The organism is Acinetobacter sp. BIGb0102 (assembly GCF_003815055.1).
GTDB classification, from domain to species: Bacteria; Pseudomonadota; Gammaproteobacteria; order Pseudomonadales; family Moraxellaceae; genus Acinetobacter; species Acinetobacter vivianii.
Window position 1 is genome coordinate 107,681 of record NZ_RKQE01000010.1, and the last position, 16,460, is coordinate 124,140.

At 41.0% G+C, this 16,460-nt stretch carries 17 protein-coding genes; 15 read left to right on the top strand and 2 right to left on the bottom strand.

Translation table 11 applies throughout. The annotated features are described in order from the left end of the window. Positions 1-83: 83 nt before the first annotated feature. Complete coding sequence (locus tag EC846_RS03290) at positions 84-1,400, bottom strand: peptidylprolyl isomerase (protein ID WP_123774192.1); 1,317 nt, start codon at positions 1,398-1,400, stop codon at positions 84-86. After that, a complete protein-coding gene (locus EC846_RS03295) occupies positions 1,400-3,871 on the bottom strand; it encodes an LPS-assembly protein LptD (protein WP_123774193.1) in 2,472 nt (823 codons plus the stop codon). Before EC846_RS03295 ends, EC846_RS03290 begins: the two co-directional genes overlap by 1 nt. 118 nt (positions 3,872-3,989) lie before the next feature. Here EC846_RS03295 and EC846_RS03300 point away from each other — a divergent pair, with 118 nt between their 5' ends. The 15 genes from EC846_RS03300 (at position 3,990) to EC846_RS03370 (ending at position 16,458) form a co-directional block, all read left to right on the top strand. Further along, positions 3,990-5,003 carry an aminoglycoside phosphotransferase family protein gene (locus EC846_RS03300; protein WP_005257932.1) on the top strand — a complete coding sequence of 338 codons (1,014 nt, stop codon included), beginning with the start codon at positions 3,990-3,992 and terminating at the stop codon, positions 5,001-5,003. After that, positions 5,003-5,692: an N-acetylmuramate alpha-1-phosphate uridylyltransferase MurU gene (gene murU, locus EC846_RS03305; RefSeq protein ID WP_123774194.1), complete on the top strand. Its 690-nt coding sequence runs from the start codon at positions 5,003-5,005 to the stop codon at positions 5,690-5,692. The genes EC846_RS03300 and murU overlap by 1 nt, the downstream gene beginning before the upstream one ends. 175 nt (positions 5,693-5,867) lie before the next feature. Then, complete coding sequence (gene rsmG / locus EC846_RS03310; protein WP_123774195.1) at positions 5,868-6,503, top strand: 16S rRNA (guanine(527)-N(7))-methyltransferase RsmG; 636 nt, start codon at positions 5,868-5,870, stop codon at positions 6,501-6,503. 17 nt (positions 6,504-6,520) lie between these two features. Next, positions 6,521-7,303 (top strand): ParA family protein, encoded by a 783-nt coding sequence (locus tag EC846_RS03315; protein WP_004772534.1) that lies wholly within the window; start codon positions 6,521-6,523, stop codon positions 7,301-7,303. Further along, complete coding sequence (locus EC846_RS03320) at positions 7,300-8,187, top strand: ParB/RepB/Spo0J family partition protein (protein WP_123774196.1); 888 nt, start codon at positions 7,300-7,302, stop codon at positions 8,185-8,187. The genes EC846_RS03315 and EC846_RS03320 overlap by 4 nt, the downstream gene beginning before the upstream one ends. Before the next feature lie 47 nt (positions 8,188-8,234). Continuing rightward, positions 8,235-8,864, top strand: a complete 630-nt coding sequence (locus EC846_RS03325; RefSeq protein WP_123774197.1) for a MotA/TolQ/ExbB proton channel family protein — start codon at positions 8,235-8,237, stop codon at positions 8,862-8,864. Positions 8,865-8,878: 14 nt separating this feature from the next. Then, complete coding sequence (locus EC846_RS03330) at positions 8,879-9,307, top strand: ExbD/TolR family protein (RefSeq protein WP_123774198.1); 429 nt, start codon at positions 8,879-8,881, stop codon at positions 9,305-9,307. Further along, positions 9,304-11,031, top strand: a complete 1,728-nt coding sequence (gene msbA / locus EC846_RS03335) for a lipid A export permease/ATP-binding protein MsbA (protein ID WP_062847443.1) — start codon at positions 9,304-9,306, stop codon at positions 11,029-11,031. The genes EC846_RS03330 and msbA overlap by 4 nt, the downstream gene beginning before the upstream one ends. A gap of 2 nt (positions 11,032-11,033) precedes the next feature. Next, the gene (gene lpxK / locus EC846_RS03340; protein WP_123774199.1) at positions 11,034-12,041 is read left to right on the top strand and encodes a tetraacyldisaccharide 4'-kinase; all 1,008 of its coding nucleotides are present in this window, start codon (positions 11,034-11,036) and stop codon (positions 12,039-12,041) included. Positions 12,042-12,050: 9 nt separating this feature from the next. Next, positions 12,051-12,812: a 3-deoxy-manno-octulosonate cytidylyltransferase gene (gene kdsB / locus EC846_RS03345; RefSeq protein ID WP_123774200.1), complete on the top strand. Its 762-nt coding sequence runs from the start codon at positions 12,051-12,053 to the stop codon at positions 12,810-12,812. Positions 12,813-12,816: 4 nt separating this feature from the next. Beyond that, positions 12,817-13,800, top strand: a complete 984-nt coding sequence (locus EC846_RS03350) for a DNA polymerase III subunit delta' (RefSeq protein WP_123774201.1) — start codon at positions 12,817-12,819, stop codon at positions 13,798-13,800. A 201-nt stretch (positions 13,801-14,001) separates the two neighbouring features. Beyond that, positions 14,002-14,307, top strand: coding sequence for a hypothetical protein (locus tag EC846_RS03355; RefSeq protein WP_062847440.1), 306 nt, complete (start codon positions 14,002-14,004; stop codon positions 14,305-14,307). A gap of 359 nt (positions 14,308-14,666) precedes the next feature. Beyond that, positions 14,667-15,011, top strand: coding sequence for a PilZ domain-containing protein (locus EC846_RS03360; RefSeq protein ID WP_004772519.1), 345 nt, complete (start codon positions 14,667-14,669; stop codon positions 15,009-15,011). Between the two features lie 24 nt (positions 15,012-15,035). Continuing rightward, positions 15,036-15,809, top strand: coding sequence for a TatD family hydrolase (locus tag EC846_RS03365; RefSeq protein ID WP_005257909.1), 774 nt, complete (start codon positions 15,036-15,038; stop codon positions 15,807-15,809). Between the two features lie 40 nt (positions 15,810-15,849). Further along, entirely contained in the window at positions 15,850-16,458 is a 609-nt protein-coding gene (locus EC846_RS03370; RefSeq protein WP_004772516.1) for a TetR/AcrR family transcriptional regulator, read from the top strand. The last annotated feature ends 2 nt before the right edge of the window (positions 16,459-16,460 follow it).

A 16,460-nucleotide genomic window follows, 5' to 3' on the forward strand; every position in this document is an offset into this window, starting at 1 on the left:
GCCGCTATTTTTTTATTTGTATTCTGCTGGGCAATAAAAATGCCAGCACATGGCTGGCATTTTCAATTCACTTAAGGCTTAACTTACTTTTTTTGCTGAGCTTTAGAGTCTAAATTAGCATCTTTGATTTCAACATAAGCATTGGCGCGAAGTTCACGCATCCAGCTGTCTACTTCAGTATCAAACTGACGTTCGCCCAAGATTTGACGTGCCATACGTTCTTGCACTTCTTTGGTCATGTCTTGTTGGCGAGTATCGGTGACTTGCAGAATGTGCCAGCCAAATTGACTTTGGAAGGGTTGGCTAACTTGACCAACAGGTGTCTCTTTCATTACTTTTTCAAACTCAGGCACCATCACACCTGGGCTAACCCAGCCTAAGCTACCGCCATCACGTGCAGAGCCAGTATCATTTGAATAAGTAGCTGCCAAGGTTGCGAAATCATCACCCGCTTTAGCACGATTGTAAAGGCTATCAATCATTTGCTTGGCGCGATCTAAGCTTACGACTTCTGAAGGTTGAATCAGAATATGGCGAGTCTTGTATTGTGGCACCAGCGCTTTTTGTTCATTTTGCTTACGTTCTAACAACTTTAATACGTGTGTTCCATCACGTACATTGATCAGCTCGGTTGTTTGTCCCACTTGAAGTGGAGTGATACGAGCTGCCAATTCTGTTGGAATCTCTGATAATGAACGGAAACCCATATCAAGACCATCTACTTTTACAGCACCAGTTGAAAACTTGGTGCTAATTGCTTTAGGGTCATCACTGGTAGTGAGTGATTGTTTAACCTGCTGAGCGACTTGCTGTACATCATTGGTATTATCACCAGAGATGCGCATATGGATGACATGAACTTGTGTACCCAGTGCAGCTTGACCTTCTGGTGATTTCAGGAAGTTTTCAACATCATGGTCACTGATTTTAATGCGTGACATCACTTGTTGCTGACGTAAACGGCCAATTGCAAGATCTTCCGCAACACGGTTACGCAAGTTTTCGTAAGTACCTGGTGCAATAGTATCTAGCTTTTGCTGAAAAGCTTCTAGTGAGTTTGCACCCGACTGATTTGCAACTTTCAGTACAGCAGCATTCAAGCTTTTCTCATCGGCTTTAATACCGTAACGCTTAACCTGTTCAAGTTGCGCTTGACGTACAATCAGTTGATCTAAAACCTGCATTTGCAAGTATTGTTGCGGTGGAACAGTTTTGTTTTGCGCTTTTAATTGGTGTTCTGTTTCAGCAACACCTTGTTCTAAATCACTTTTAAGAATGACACTACTATCCACAATTGCAACAACCTCATCCGTTGGTTGAGCAAAGCTTTGCATTGATGAAGAAATTAGGGCAGCGAGAACAGTGGCTCTAAAGATATGTTGAAAAGGTTTTATCTTCATTAACGTTGTGTCCAAGATTGATTAATTTTGTTGAAACCTAAAACTCTATTCTCCAGAAGTGAAGCGAGCTTATTGTTTAAAGCACCAAGACCTTTTAGCGTGAATTCAGCCATAACCGCATTCTTTTTACGAACGTCTGGGGTATTTGGATCATCCAGATCGTTATAGTAAGAGCGGCCATAGACTGACACAGCCCAACAACAAGATTCATAATTTACGCCAAGTAAGTATTCGCGCATGACATTGTTGTCGATGTCGTATTGAGCATGACCCATAATACGCCAATTGTCTTTTACAGGTTGTATAAAGGATGCAACCACTTGATCATAAGAGTCTTGACGATCAGGAATATCTTTGCGGTAGAAATAGCCTAAGTTATATAGATTACCTTTGTCGCCTGTATAGTAGGCTTGGAAATCGCGCTGTGCATTGTCACCGTTTGACATCCATGCAGCATTTGAACTGATCGTAACGTTCTGGTTGAGCTGGCTAGATAGACTTACAATTGGGCCTGTACGGCGTTGTGTATCAAATTCATCTAGTTTTTCGTTTAGGCTTACACGACGATCACTGAAATAGTAACTTTGTCCAACACTTGCTTTGATACGTTCTAAACCTTCCGTATCTAAAAGGCTATAAGTCACGCCAAGTGATAGGAAGTTATTGTCATCTAAACGGTCATGACCATAGAAACGGTAGGGGTTAAATAATTGGTCGTAATTGATTGACGCTGAAGTAGAGTCAAAGTTTGGATGATCATCCTGTTTTTTATATGGTGAATAAGCATAGAAAGCACGAGGTGAAATGCTTTGTAAGTACTTACCATCTTTTTCAAATGTCATTCCTGTAGCAAGTGTGAATTGAGGAACGACAACTGATTTTTCTAAGTCATCTGAAGCTGATAATCCACGACCTTCTTTTGAATCCTGATCGAAGAAAGTATTGATACTGCGAACAGAAACTTCTGGAACGACATAGAACCATGATGGCGTTAGATAATTATATCGAACTGCAAACTGGTTGTAGATACGGGTACCACTTGATTCAAGTGCGGAACCATCTTCAATTGATTTCTTGAAGTATGCGGTATCATTATTAAATTCATATTGGAGGCCTTGTGGATCACCAGTGACATAATTTAATAAGAATTGCGGCAATCGCGCATAAGGTTTGTCTGCATCTTTAATCGTTTTATCCAAAGTCTGGAAGTCTTCGACTTTTAACTGGGCTCTAAGACCAGGGATACCATTACCATAATTCAGTTCCCAGGCACGACGTAAATTTAGATCTGTACGTGTGTTGGGGTTGTTATTAAAGTCTGAAAAATAATCTTTATCTGATGCGTAGTTATATTCTAGATTAGTCGACCATTGATCATTGATTCTCCAGTTATGGAGAAAGTGGAGGTCTTCACGGTCTTCATTGTCATATTGATTATCTTGAGCAATATAACCACCCCAAATACGACCAGAACCGAAGCTTTCAGTCATATATCGGAATTCAGCATCTAATTTCGCCCCACGTTTACTCATAAAGCTTGGTGTGAGCGTAAGATCGTAATTTGGTGCAAGGTTTAGATAAACTGGTGCGGCAAGTTGTGCGCCACCGTCATTACTATAGCCAAAGCTTGGACTCAGTAAACCTGTAGTACGGCGGTCATCAATTGGGAAATTGAAATACGGAACGGCAAGTACGGGCACATCTTTAACATAGAATTTTGTACCGCGTGTGACACCACGACCTGTATCCTGATTTAACTCAATTTCTTTGGCCTGAATTTTCCATGCTGGTTTTTGTTCTGGTGGACATGCGGTATAACTTGCATCTTTAAAGATCACCAGATTTTCGTTGGCACGTTTGATCTGAGTGGCATGACCATGTGCATGTTGTTGTTCTGAGATATAGAAACTATTGTTTAAATCCCCAGTCTGGGTCTTTAAATTATAGTCAATTGCATCACTTTGGGTGAGGAGACCTGATTGAGCAAGTTGTACTCGACCCTCGGCATTGGCATGCGTTTGTGTTGAGTCAATAGTGACCTGATCGGCATGAATAGTGCGGCCTTCCTGATCAATGACGACATTGCCTTGCAGAACTGAATCGCCCGCTGGATTGTAGTGTCCATAGTCAGCGGTAATCACTGACGTGGTGGTACTTGCATCTCCCGCCTTGGTTTCAGGATTAATTGGTGTTACCCAAGTCCCTTGGCAAAAAGAAGAACTTAAATAGCGGTTATCACGCAATTGGGCTTCTGGTGCAGATTTGTCTACATAATATTGCTGGAAAAAATGTTCCCCAGGATAACTTTCTTGGTCTTGCTGTCCTTGATTTCGAATGGCTGCTTTGAGCTGTTTGTTGTCAAGCGTAGAGACAGCATCAGCTTGTGCCGCGAAACTGGATTGAATCGAGCCGCCACACAAGAGTGTCAAAATAGCTGTTGCTAAAGGATTAAATTTAAACTGATGTTTCATTGTCTCATTAACCAGTACGCTAATTCACAATTAATTATTGTCGCATCATAGAGAAAAAGTTGATAAGTGGCTACACTTAAGCTTTCAAAATCTCAGCTAGTTTTAGATTTTATTGCAAATGAATACACAACGTGAACAATTGATACAAACTTGGCTTCAAGCCACTCTCCAATCTGATCAATTCGAGATCAACTTTTTAGCAGGAGATGCAAGCTTTCGTCGTTATGCACGAATTAAGTTACAAAACAAAACATATATGCTCATGGATGCGCCGCCTGAAAAAGAAGATTGTGCACCATTTGTAAATATCGATGAGTTCTTTGATAAAAATGGTGTGCGTGTTCCGCATATCGTTGCCAAAGACCTGACATTGGGTTTATTGCTACTGGAAGATTTTGGTGATGTGGTGCTATCAACATTACTGAATGATAAAACAGTAGATGAGTATTATGCTCAAAGCTTTAAACAGTTGATTGAACTGCAACAGGTTGATGGGCAGGCTCATTTGCCAGCTTATTCTTATGAAAAGCTTATGACAGAAATGCGTTTGCTAACAGAATGGATGTTGCCTTCATTAAAGATTCAGCCGACAGAGCAGCAGTTGGAAACCATTGAACAAGCCTTTGATTTTCTGGCGATCGAAGCAACTCAGCAGCCGCAAGTAATTGTACATCGTGATTTTCATAGTCGTAATTTAATGAAAATTGAAAATGAACAAGAATTAGGGGTGATTGATTTTCAGGATGCTGTGATTGGTGCAGATACTTATGATCTGATTTCCATTACGCGTGACGCCTACGTGCAGTGGAATGCTGAGCGTGTTTATCAATGGTTTGAAGTGTTCTACAACTTATTGCCGGCTTCTGCTAAAGAAAATCGTAGTTTTGAGCAGTTCAAGCGTGATGCAGACTTAATGGCGATTCAGCGTCACATCAAGATCTTAGGCATTTTTGTCCGTTTATTCGAACGTGATGGCAAATCAGGTTACTTAAAAGATTTACCGCGCGTGATGTGGTATTTACTTGAAGAAAGCCAAGGTTATGATGAGTTGAATGACTTTATGCAATTTATCCGTGACGTTGTCATGCCTAAGTTCATTGCTCAATATGGTGATTACGAGGTTGCAGCATAATGAAAGCGATGATTCTTGCTGCCGGTTTAGGCAATCGTATGCGTCCACTGACTTTGCATACGCCTAAGCCTTTGCTAGAAGTCGGCGGGAAACCGCTGATTGTCTGGCATATTGAAAAGTTGCAGAAGGTTGGCGTCACAGAGATTGTGATCAATACGGCTTGGTTAGGCGATAAGCTTGTTGCTGCTTTAGGTGATGGCTCGCAATTTGGTGTCACTATCTTGTGGTCACATGAAGGCGAAGGTCTGGAAACAGCAGGCGGCATCATCAATGCTTTGCCATTGCTGGGTGAGGAACCTTTCATTTTGGTGAATGGGGATGTCTGGACCACGATGGACTTTTCAACGCTGCTCAATGTTCAGTTAGAAGACAAGCAGGCGCATTTGGTTTTGGTCGAAAACCCGCCTCAACATTTAAAAGGAGACTTCATCCTGGCAAATGATTTAGCTTATACTTTTGAGCAGGAACAGTTGGGAGAAGCCTTAACCTATAGCGGTGTTGCTGTTTTAGCGCCACACATGTTTTCTGGGCTAGAAAATGGTAAGCGACCTTTGGCACCTTTGTTGAAACAGGCGATGCAACAGCAGCAAGTTTCAGCAGAAAAGATGCAGGCGATCTGGGTTGATGTGGGCACACCTGAGCGTTTAGAACAGCTTGATCAACAAATCAAGCAAGGCGCATTTATATAACAAAAAATTGCTTTGTCTATCTTTGATTTGCCTAAGAAAAGACAAAAACTTAATGGATTGTGCAGTTTATCATGCTTGTAAATGATTAACTGCATAATCGTTCAACAAGTCCTACTGTGCCTTGTATCAGAAATCGGTATACTGCACAGCAAATTTATCGAGATGTTGCACTGTTATGCATCCTTTTTTTCAAGAATTAAAGCAAGGTAGTCAAGCTCTGGGTCTGAACCTGAGTGAGGACACCCTAACACTCTTATTGAAATATCAAGATGCTCTGGTGCTGTGGAATAAGGCATATAATTTAACGGCTATTCGTGAGCCGAAAGAAATGCTGGTTAAACATTTATTAGATAGCTTAAGTATCTTGAATGATTTGCCGCAAGGTCGTTTATTAGATGTAGGAACGGGTGGTGGAATGCCAGGCATGATCATTGCATTATGCCAACCAGGACGTTCTTGTGTCCTTTTGGATTCGAACGGGAAAAAAATTCGTTTCCTGAAGCAGTTTATTGCTGACTTGAAACTGCAAAATGTAATTGCAGTTCAAACACGTGTTGAAAATGAAGATAGTATTGGTGAACTAGGTCAGTTCGATGTCATTACAAGTCGCGCATTTGCGTCTTTAACCGACTTTGTCGATGCTGCACAACCATATATGCATGAGCAGAGTATTATTGCTGCAATGAAAGGCTTGATTCCAGCTGATGAAATTGAGCAAATGAAAAATGAGTATTCATGTAAGATCATTGAACTTCGTGTCCCGAGATTAGATGAACAACGTCATTTACTTTTACTTCAACGTATTCAATAAAAATATTAAGGGTAATCATGGCTCAAATTATTGCGATTGCAAACCAAAAAGGTGGTGTAGGGAAAACCACGACAGCAGTCAATCTTGCTGCCTCTTTGGCGATCTTGAAGAAACGTGTCTTGTTGGTTGATATGGACTCACAAGGGAATGCCACCATGGGGTCTGGCATTCAAAAGAATGATTTACTGTACTCGGTGACAGATGTATTGCTGGGTGAAGTGCCGATTGAAACTGCGATTCAGAAAGCAGAAGTTGGTTATAAGGTTTTAGGTGCGAACCGTGAATTGGCTGGGGTAGAGCTTGCAATTGCAGAACAGGAAGGGCGTGAGTTCATTCTTAAAAATGCCTTGCAGGAAGTAGAGTCTGCCTTTGACTATATTATTGTCGATTGTGCACCAAGCCTCAGCTTGATTACCGTAAATGCCTTAGCTGCCGTAAACGGCGTGATTATTCCAATGCAATGTGAATACTATGCACTGGAAGGTTTGGCTGATCTTACGCAAACCATTGACCGTATACAAAAAGCCCTTAATCCAAACTTGGAAATTGTAGGGGTATTACGTACCATGTATGACGCTCGTAATGCATTGACGCGTGATGTGTCTGCCGAATTAGAGCAATATTTTGGTAAAAAGTTATACGAGACAGTGATTCCTCGTAATATCCGTTTGGCGGAAGCGCCAGCACATGGTTTACCTGTGATCTATTTTGAGAAAAGTTCTAAAGGCGCTATTTCATATTTGAATCTCGCTGCAGAAATATTGAAGAAAAGTAAAGTGAAAAAAGGAAGTGCTGTATGAGCATCAAAAAACGCGGATTGGCTAAAGGTCGTGGTTTAGATGCGCTATTAGGTTCAATTCAAAAAGAGAAATTGCAACTTGAAGCACAGGCCTTGGATCATGGTCAACTCAAGCAAATTGATGTCAATTTATTAAAACGTGGTGAATATCAGCCACGTCGCTTTATTCATGAACAAGACTTGCAAGAGCTTGCGGCATCGATTGAAAAACATGGTGTGATGCAACCGATTGTCATTCGTCCTGTCGACGATGAGCAGCATCCATATGAAATTATTGCCGGTGAGCGTCGTTGGCGCGCAGCGCAGTTGGCGGGTTTGACTGAAATTCCTGCGATTGTGCGTGATTTAAATGATCAGGTTGCCATTGCTTTAGCGTTAATTGAAAACATTCAGCGTCAGGACTTAAATCCAATTGATCAGGCAATGGCTTTACAGCGTTTCCATGATGAGTTCGGTTTAAGTCATCAGGAAATTGCCGATACCGTCGGTAAGGCACGTACCACCGTGAGCAACTTATTGCGCCTCTTGAGTCTTGCTGATCCGATTAAAGACTTGATGCAACAAGGTCAAATCGATATGGGACATGCGCGTGCCATTCTTGCGCTAAAAACTAAAGACCAGATTTCAGTTGCGCAAATCGTGATTGAAAAAGGTTTATCGGTACGTCAAACTGAACAGTTAGTACGTGAGTGGAGTGAACCAAAACCTGAAAAGGAAAAGGCTCAGATTTCTCCTGACATTGAACAATTGACTCAGAAGCTCTCAGAACGTTTCGGAGCAAATGTAAAAATTGACCATAACCAGAAAGGTAAAGGGAAAATGGTCATTCACTACCACTCATTGGATGAGTTGGATGGAATCCTCAATATTTGTTTGCCTAACTAATATTTAGGATACGTCCTTTTATATTTTAAATATTATTGGGGAATAATATGTGGGAACTTGTGAAAGCGGGTGGCTGGTTAATGCTGCCCCTTATTCTGGCATCAATTTTTACGGTTGCGATTACGATTGAACGATATATTCGTTTAAAGCGATCACAAGTTTTACCTCAGGCTTTACTGGTCAATGCGACAGATGCTGATACTGTGATTGCACAGCTCGAGCAGGATGACGCTTTGAAAAGTCCACTCGGACGTATTTTAAAAGCAGGTTATGATCATCAGGATCAGGGTGAACAATTTGCCCGTGCGCAAATGGAAGCCACTGCTTCGCAAGAGATCAGTGCCTTAGAAAAAAATATTAATTTCCTTGGTACATTAAGTGCAATTGCACCTTTACTGGGTTTACTCGGTACCGTACTGGGAATCATTGAATCATTTTTGGTGATTGATGTCGGTTCTGCGGGTAATGCCAGTATGATGATGCCTGGGATTTCAAAAGCCTTGATTACCACAGCCGTGGGGATGCTGATTGCGATTCCTGCAATGATTGCCTATCGTTATTTTCAACGTGTCGTGCATGAATATATTGCAGAGTTGGAACAGCAATCGACTTTATTTCATGCTGCGCTTTTCTATAAAAAAGCGTCTCCTTTACAAGAACACCGTCGTGCAAGCTGAGCCGAGGTGGCATCATGAAATTTAAACGTTCTCAAGTTGAAGATATTCATATTAATTTGACACCAATGATTGACTGTATGTTATTTATTTTGGTGTTTTTATTATTATCCACGACTTTTAGTCAACAAAGTCGTATAAATCTGACACTGCCAGATGCACAAGGGGTTCCGCCTAAACAGTTCGATCAAAAAATTGAAATCATGGTAGACTCCACAGGGCATTATTCTGTGAATGGTCAGGCTTTATCCAGTAAAGATATTGCCGATTTAAGTACTGCGATCAAGCAGGTTGCTCAAGATCGTCGCGATTTGATGTTTATTATTGCTGCTGATGCGAAAGCCACTCATCAAGATGTGATTCGGGTGATGGATGTGGCAGGCCAACTTGGCTTTATGAACGTCAATATCAGCACTAAAGTTCCAACTAGAGGTTTTACTGAGTGAATCAAGATTTTAAGGTTTATGTCCGCTTAATATCGTATTTAAAATCTTATTGGGGCGTTGCCTTATTTGTCTTGCTTGGTTTTGGTATCAACGCTGCCACAGAAGTCTCTGTGGCAAAGTTGCTTAAATACATTATCGATGCAATTCAAAATGGTAGTCGTGAGAATCTGGACTGGTTTCCTGCACTCATCGTCTTGTTAATGTTCTTCCGTGGCGTAGGTTTATTCCTCGGTGGATATTTCTCAGCGGTGATTTCGCGGAGTCTGGTATTCAGTATTCGTCAGGAAGTGTATGCAAAACTTTTACGACTGCCAGCTCAGTATTATCTTGATAACAGTGCGGGTCATATCAGCGCAAAGCTGATGTATAACGTTGAACAGCTCACCGCGGCATCCTCTGAGTCTTTGCAGACTTTGATTAAAGATGGTTTGATTGTTATTGGTTTGTTGAGTTATCTACTCTATACCAACTGGCGTTTAACTCTATGTATCGTCGTTTTCATGCCGTTTATTGGTATTCTGGTCAGAATCGCATCGAAAAAGATGCGTAAGCTCTCGATTCAAGTACAAAATACAATGGGTGATGTGAACCATGTGGTACAAGAAACCATTACCGCAAACTCGGTTGTGAAAAGCTTTACTGGCGAAGAGTTTGAACAGAAGCGCTTTTATAAGTCTTCTGAAGAAAACTTACGTCGTGGTTTGAAAATGGTTGTGGTGCAAAATATCAATAGCCCAATCATTCAGCTTTTGTTGTCGATGGCAATGGCAATCATCCTTTGGTTAGCGCTACGTCCGCAAGTGTTTGGCGATACTTCTGCGGGTGAGTTCATTTCATTCATTACCGCTGCTGGTTTAATTTCTAAACCTGTAAAGAATTTGACTGATATCAATGAAAAACTGCAACGCGGTTTGGCTGCAGCACACTCAGTATTTGAGTTGTTAGATTTACCTGAAGAAGTCAACGATGGTCAGTTGAAACCTGTGTTAAAAGGCAATATTCAATTTGATCATGCGAATTTGCGTTATGAAGATGGTACACACGCTATTAAAGATTTTTCTTTAACCATCAAAGCAGGACAAACTGTTGCTTTGGTTGGGCGTTCTGGTGCGGGTAAGACCTCATTGGTTAACATGCTGCCACGCTTTCAAGAGTTAAGTGAAGGTCAGATTTATTATGATGGCATTGCTGTCAAAGAAATTGAGCTGGCTTATTTACGTTCTCAAATTGCCACAGTGAATCAGCAAGTTGTACTATTTAACCGTTCAGTACGTGACAATATTGCTTATGGTCAATTACAAGATTCAAGTGATGAGCAGGTGATTGCAGCAGCGAAAGCAGCTTATGCACATGACTTCATCATGAATCTGCCACAAGGTTACGACACGATTCTGGGGGCGCAGGGCTTAAACCTTTCAGGTGGCCAGCGTCAACGTATTGCGATTGCCCGTGCAATTCTTAAAGATTCTCCAATCTTGATTTTAGATGAAGCAACCAGTGCGCTGGATAATGAATCTGAATACTTTATCCAACAAGCCTTTGATGAAGCGATGCAAGGTCGTACAACTATTGTGATTGCACACCGTTTATCGACCGTTGAGAATGCAGATCTGATCGTGGTGATGGATAAAGGCCAGATTATTGAGCAGGGTACCCACGCTGAGCTGTTGGCTAAGCATGGTATGTATTATCAATTACATCAACGCAATTTTGAGGAAGACTAAGCATGTCGATGGCGCAACGTATTCAGGATGCCTGGAATGAACAGGCTTCATGGTTGGTGGTGTTGCGCCCACTGTCATGGTTGTACCGATTGGGCTTTTGTACCAATCAGGCACTTTATAAAAATGGTCTAAAAAAAGTCTATAAAGCACCAGTCCCGGTCATGGTGATTGGTAATATTACGGTCGGTGGTAGCGGTAAAACACCTTTGTTGATCCAGTTGGTCAAATACTTGCAACAGCAGGGCGTTCGAGTCGGTGTAATCAGTCGTGGTTATGGGGCCGAAGGGCCTTTTCCGCTCTTGGTTACTCAATCCTCCGGGCCTGATGCTGCTGGCGATGAACCTTGTCTTATTGTGCAGTCGACACAAGTTCCGATGGCTGTTGGCCCGAATCGTCAAGTGGCAATCGAGCTGTTACTGCAAAATCAACAGCTTGACCTGATTATTAGTGATGATGGTTTACAGCATTGGGCCTTGGCACGCGAAATTGAATGGATTGTACTAGATCAAAATCGTGGTTTGGGTAATGAGAAATTATTGCCAGAAGGTTATTTAAGAGAACCTAAATCACGCCTAAACCACAGTACAGTGATTGAACATACCAAAGTTGCTCAGCCTAAGCAGAACATGCATCTAGAAGTAGGTCAGCCTTATTTATTAAATGCCAATCTGGACACACCTTGGTTTGATCCAAAGCAATATTTTAATGCGGTGGTGGGCATCGGTTTCCCACAGCGTTTTTACCAGACTTTGAACAAGCTCGAAGTTGATCAATATCAAGCGCATGAATTTCCAGATCATCATGATTATGAAATTGCTGATTTAAGTTTTGATAATCCAGATGCAATCATTACTACGGAAAAAGATGCCGTAAAATTCAAGGCATTATTAAAGCAACATCCTGAATTTAATATTCCGATTTGGGTGGTACCCGTCGAAGCAGTATTATCGCCTGACTGTTATGTGCTGTTAAAACAGCAATTAAAACAGGTCGGGATTCAACTTTCTTAGAGATCTATCATGAAGCATATTGTTATTCCTGCTCGTTTTGCGAGCTCTCGTTTGCCAGGAAAACCATTACTCCTTATTCATGGTCGACCGATGATTTTGCGGGTGGTAGATCAGGCAAAAAAAGTTGCAGGTTTTGATGATTTGTGTGTTGCAACAGATGATCCACGTATTGCCGAGGTTTGTCAGGCAGAAGGTGTGGATGTGGTTTTAACCAATCCTGAGCATCCATCTGGTACGGATCGTTTAAGCGAAGTTGCTCGTATCAAAGGTTGGTCAGCAGACGATGTGATTGTGAACGTACAAGGTGATGAGCCTTTATTGCCTGCTCAACTGGTACAACAGGTCACACAGCTTTTGATTGATAATCCACAATGCTCAATGTCTACCTTGTGCGAGCCGATCCATCAGTTAGATGAATTTCAACGTGATAGCATCGTGAAAGTGGTGATGAGCAATCGTAATGAAGCGCTTTATTTTAGTCGTGCGACCATTCCTTATGATCGCGACGGCGCAAAACAAGCTGTACCAACGCTACACACACAGGCTTTCCGTCATTTAGGTCTATATGCTTACCGTGTGAAATTATTGCAAGAATACGTGACTTGGGAACAGGGCAATCTGGAGAAACTGGAAAGCCTAGAGCAATTACGTGTTTTGGAAAATGGTCATCGCATTGCGATTGATATTGCAGAAGCGAACTTACCCCCAGGCGTAGATACACAGGCGGATTTAGATCGTCTCAATACAATGCCTGTGAGTGCATTTGAATAAGATTATGGTCGATACTCAAACGAAAACACTATATCCCTGGCATGCACAGACTTGGGAACTTCTCAGTACGCGATTTCCTAATCTTGGACATGGGCTATTATTTTATGGCAAGAAAGGCTGCGCCAAAAAAGAGTTTGCTGAACGTTTTGTTGCCTGGGTGCTTTGTTTAAATAAACAGGCACAAGCTGCTTGTGGAGAATGTACAAGTTGCCAATGGCTAAAATCGGATACACATCCTAATTATGTGCATATCACGACAGACGAAGAAAATAAAAAACAAAACGCAAAAATTAAGATCGAGAAAATACGTGACTTACTGCCATTTGTTCAACAAACAGGAGAAGGCTGGCGTGTTGTGGTCATTGAGCCTGCGGAAGCATTAAACACAGCCTCTGCAAATGCTTTGTTGAAAACGCTAGAAGAACCTGGTGAGCGGGTCGTATTAATTTTACTTGCTGATCATTATTTGAAATTACCTGCCACCATTCGCAGTCGATTACAGCATTTTGCGTTAGATCGTTTAACGCTTGAGGATGCGCAGACTTTTGTCAAACAGCAAATTCCAGAAATTTCATCAAGCCAAGTGTCATTATTGCTGAATCTTGCCAATGATATGCCGCTAACTGCGATTGAAATTGAAAAAAGTGAATGGTTGCAGAAACGCGCTATTTTCCTTGCGGACTGGTTGAAGTTAGTGGCAGAAAAAAATATGCCTTTGAACTATTCAAGCAAATGGTCTAAAGAGCTTAATTTTTCAGAATTTATGACCATGTTTGAGTATTTGCTGGGTGATTTGATTAGTTTGAAACTCAATCAGACACTTAAAAATGATGATCTGGATTTTAGTCGTTTGGTCGAGTGTTATAACCTTGAGCAGCTATTTGGAATCTATTCTGATTTGCAGCAGAAAAAACGAATGGTTGAGCAGAATGTTCAAACCCAATTGGTGATGGATGAGTTATTTATTCAATTGATGAATGTAGCTTAATCATGCTTTAAGTACTCGGCTGACTAATTATTTCAATAAAACAGGTAATGAACTTGGCTCTAAAATAAGTTCATTACCTTGTTTTATATTATTTATGTAAAGATTGTATCTAAAATGTACATTGCTCTTTAATCCTTGATCAAAAAAGAATATAAAATGTGAAACACTTCACAATAATATTAAAAAATAAGGAATATCGAGATGAAAATTAAATCTATCGCGATTGCGTTGTCATTTGTAATTTTACCCAGCATGGCAATGGCTGAACCGAAGTTTATTTCGAATATTAATGGATCATCTTTTCAGATTAATGCGTCTAATGCGGGATCACAAGCTTACGAATGTGTATATAGCTACTCTTTCAATCATGTCCGTGGTACTGGCGCAAATCAGTTCAGTGGTAAATTTTATATTGAAGCTGGGGCCAACAACATTTCTGTCATTGCCAGAAATACCGATCAAGCGATTAGTAAATTAGACTTTGATTATAAATGTACTGAAAAATAAAAAACTTTATTTTTATCATTGTTAAAAAGCCGCTCACAAGAGCGGTTTTTTTTCTAAATCACATCTGTATTTTTCTTGCCATTTCTTTTAAGTTGTCATCTGTTGTAAAACTACGGCACGTATTATTCGAAAAAGTGATAAATAAGCTGCTTTTTTAAATGCCCTAAATGGTATTTAGCCTAAACATCATTTGTTGTTTGCAGGATTGTTTTCTATAATTCAGTCATATAAGACGTATAGATATTAAATGAACGATCACGAAAGATAGGCTATAAATCAGATGGAAACATTCGGATGTTTTATACGTCGATAGTAGACGTTCTAGATTTTGATGTTTCAATATTGAACAGGGGAAAGTTATGCAACCACAAATGATGGGCGGAATTATACAGGTCAACATTCCAGACAAAGCGACCTTACAATCAAGTTATATGCCTTTTGTACAAGGCGGCGGTTTATTTGTGCCAACTAAACAAGCGGTGAAAATGGGACAGGAAGTTTTTGTACTGGCAACACTTCCGGAACAATCCCAAAAGATTCCATTGACTGGGAAAGTGATCTGGATTTCTCATAAACAGACGCATTTTAAGCCACAAGGTTTTGCAATACAGCTTGCTGGTGAAAAAGGCGTGTATTATAAAAATGAAGCTGAGAAATTACTGGCCGGATCCAAAGGTCTGGATCGTCCAAGTTATACCATGTAGTTATGAAGTAAATAGGATAGAAGAGTGTTTGTTGATACGCATTGCCATTTAACCATGTTGGATCTAAGCCCTTATCAAGGCGACTTGGATCAGGCACTTGAGCAAGCCCGTCTTGCTGGTGTTTCGAAATTCATGGGCATTTCGGTTGATCTTGAGGATCATATAAAGTTGGCAGAAATCGCATCCCGACACGATGATGTTGGGTATTCTGTCGGTGTTCATCCATGTGAAGATGAACAGGTGATGGCGCGCGCGACAACAGACTATCTCGTCAATCTTGCTCAATCCGATAAAGTATGGGCTTTGGGTGAAACGGGGCTGGATTATTATCACAGTACAGATTTCGTCGAGGAACAAAAGCGTTGCTTTGCCCGACACATTGAAGCTTCAAAAATCGTGAAAAAGCCTGTGGTTGTGCATACCCGTGCAGCCAAGCACGATACCATTGATATTATTCGTGCAGAGCAGTCTACCCATGGTATTTTGCACTGTTTTACCGAAGATTGGGAAACAGCAAAAGCCGTTTTGGATTGTGGTTACTATATTTCTTTCTCTGGGATTGTTTCTTTTAAAAATGCTCAGGATTTACGAGATGTGGCAAAGCAAGTGCCGCTTGATCGTCTTTTGATAGAAACAGATAGTCCTTATCTAGCGCCAGTGCCTTATCGCGGTAAAAGCAATGAACCGAAATATGTTCCTTTTGTAGCAAAAGCCTTAAGTGATGTATATGATAAATCGGTTGAAGAGATTGGCATGATTACAACACAAAATTTTGAAAATCTCTTAAATTTGAAATAAACGGTTTTGTTGTATTAGGAAAGAGAGTTATTACGTGAAAATGGATCGTCAAGCTCAGTTTAGAGCACGAGAAGTATTAATTTTTCAAATCGCGGAGCAACTCCTGTTAGAAAATGGTGAAGCGGGCATGACGCTGGATGCGTTGGCAGCTGAGCTGGATCTTGCTAAAGGCACGTTATATAAGCATTTTCAAAGTAAAGATGAGCTATATATGTTGCTGATTATTCGTAATGAGCGCATGTTGCTGGAAATGATTCAGGATACCGAAAAGGCATTTCCTGAACATTTGGCTTTCTTTATGTTGCACCATTTGCATCATCCTGAGCGTACGGCCTTATTCCATCAGATAGAAGAGCGGCTTTCGACCACTGGACAGGGTATTCAATTACTATTCAGTGAGTTATATAAGGTGCGTAGACAGCGTTTGCGTATCATCATCCGCATGACGGAAAGTTATTTGCTGGGTATTAACAGTACCATGACAACGCGGGATTACCTTGCTTCGATCTGGTCTTTGACCTATGGCGCAGCCGTTATCCTGAATTCGAGTTTCTATCAGCGTTATTTAGGTTCACGAGATACCTTACGTGTCGCTTATATTGAGCAGGCTTTGGCATTACCGAAGCTGGTCGAAACTGCGCTTGCATAGTT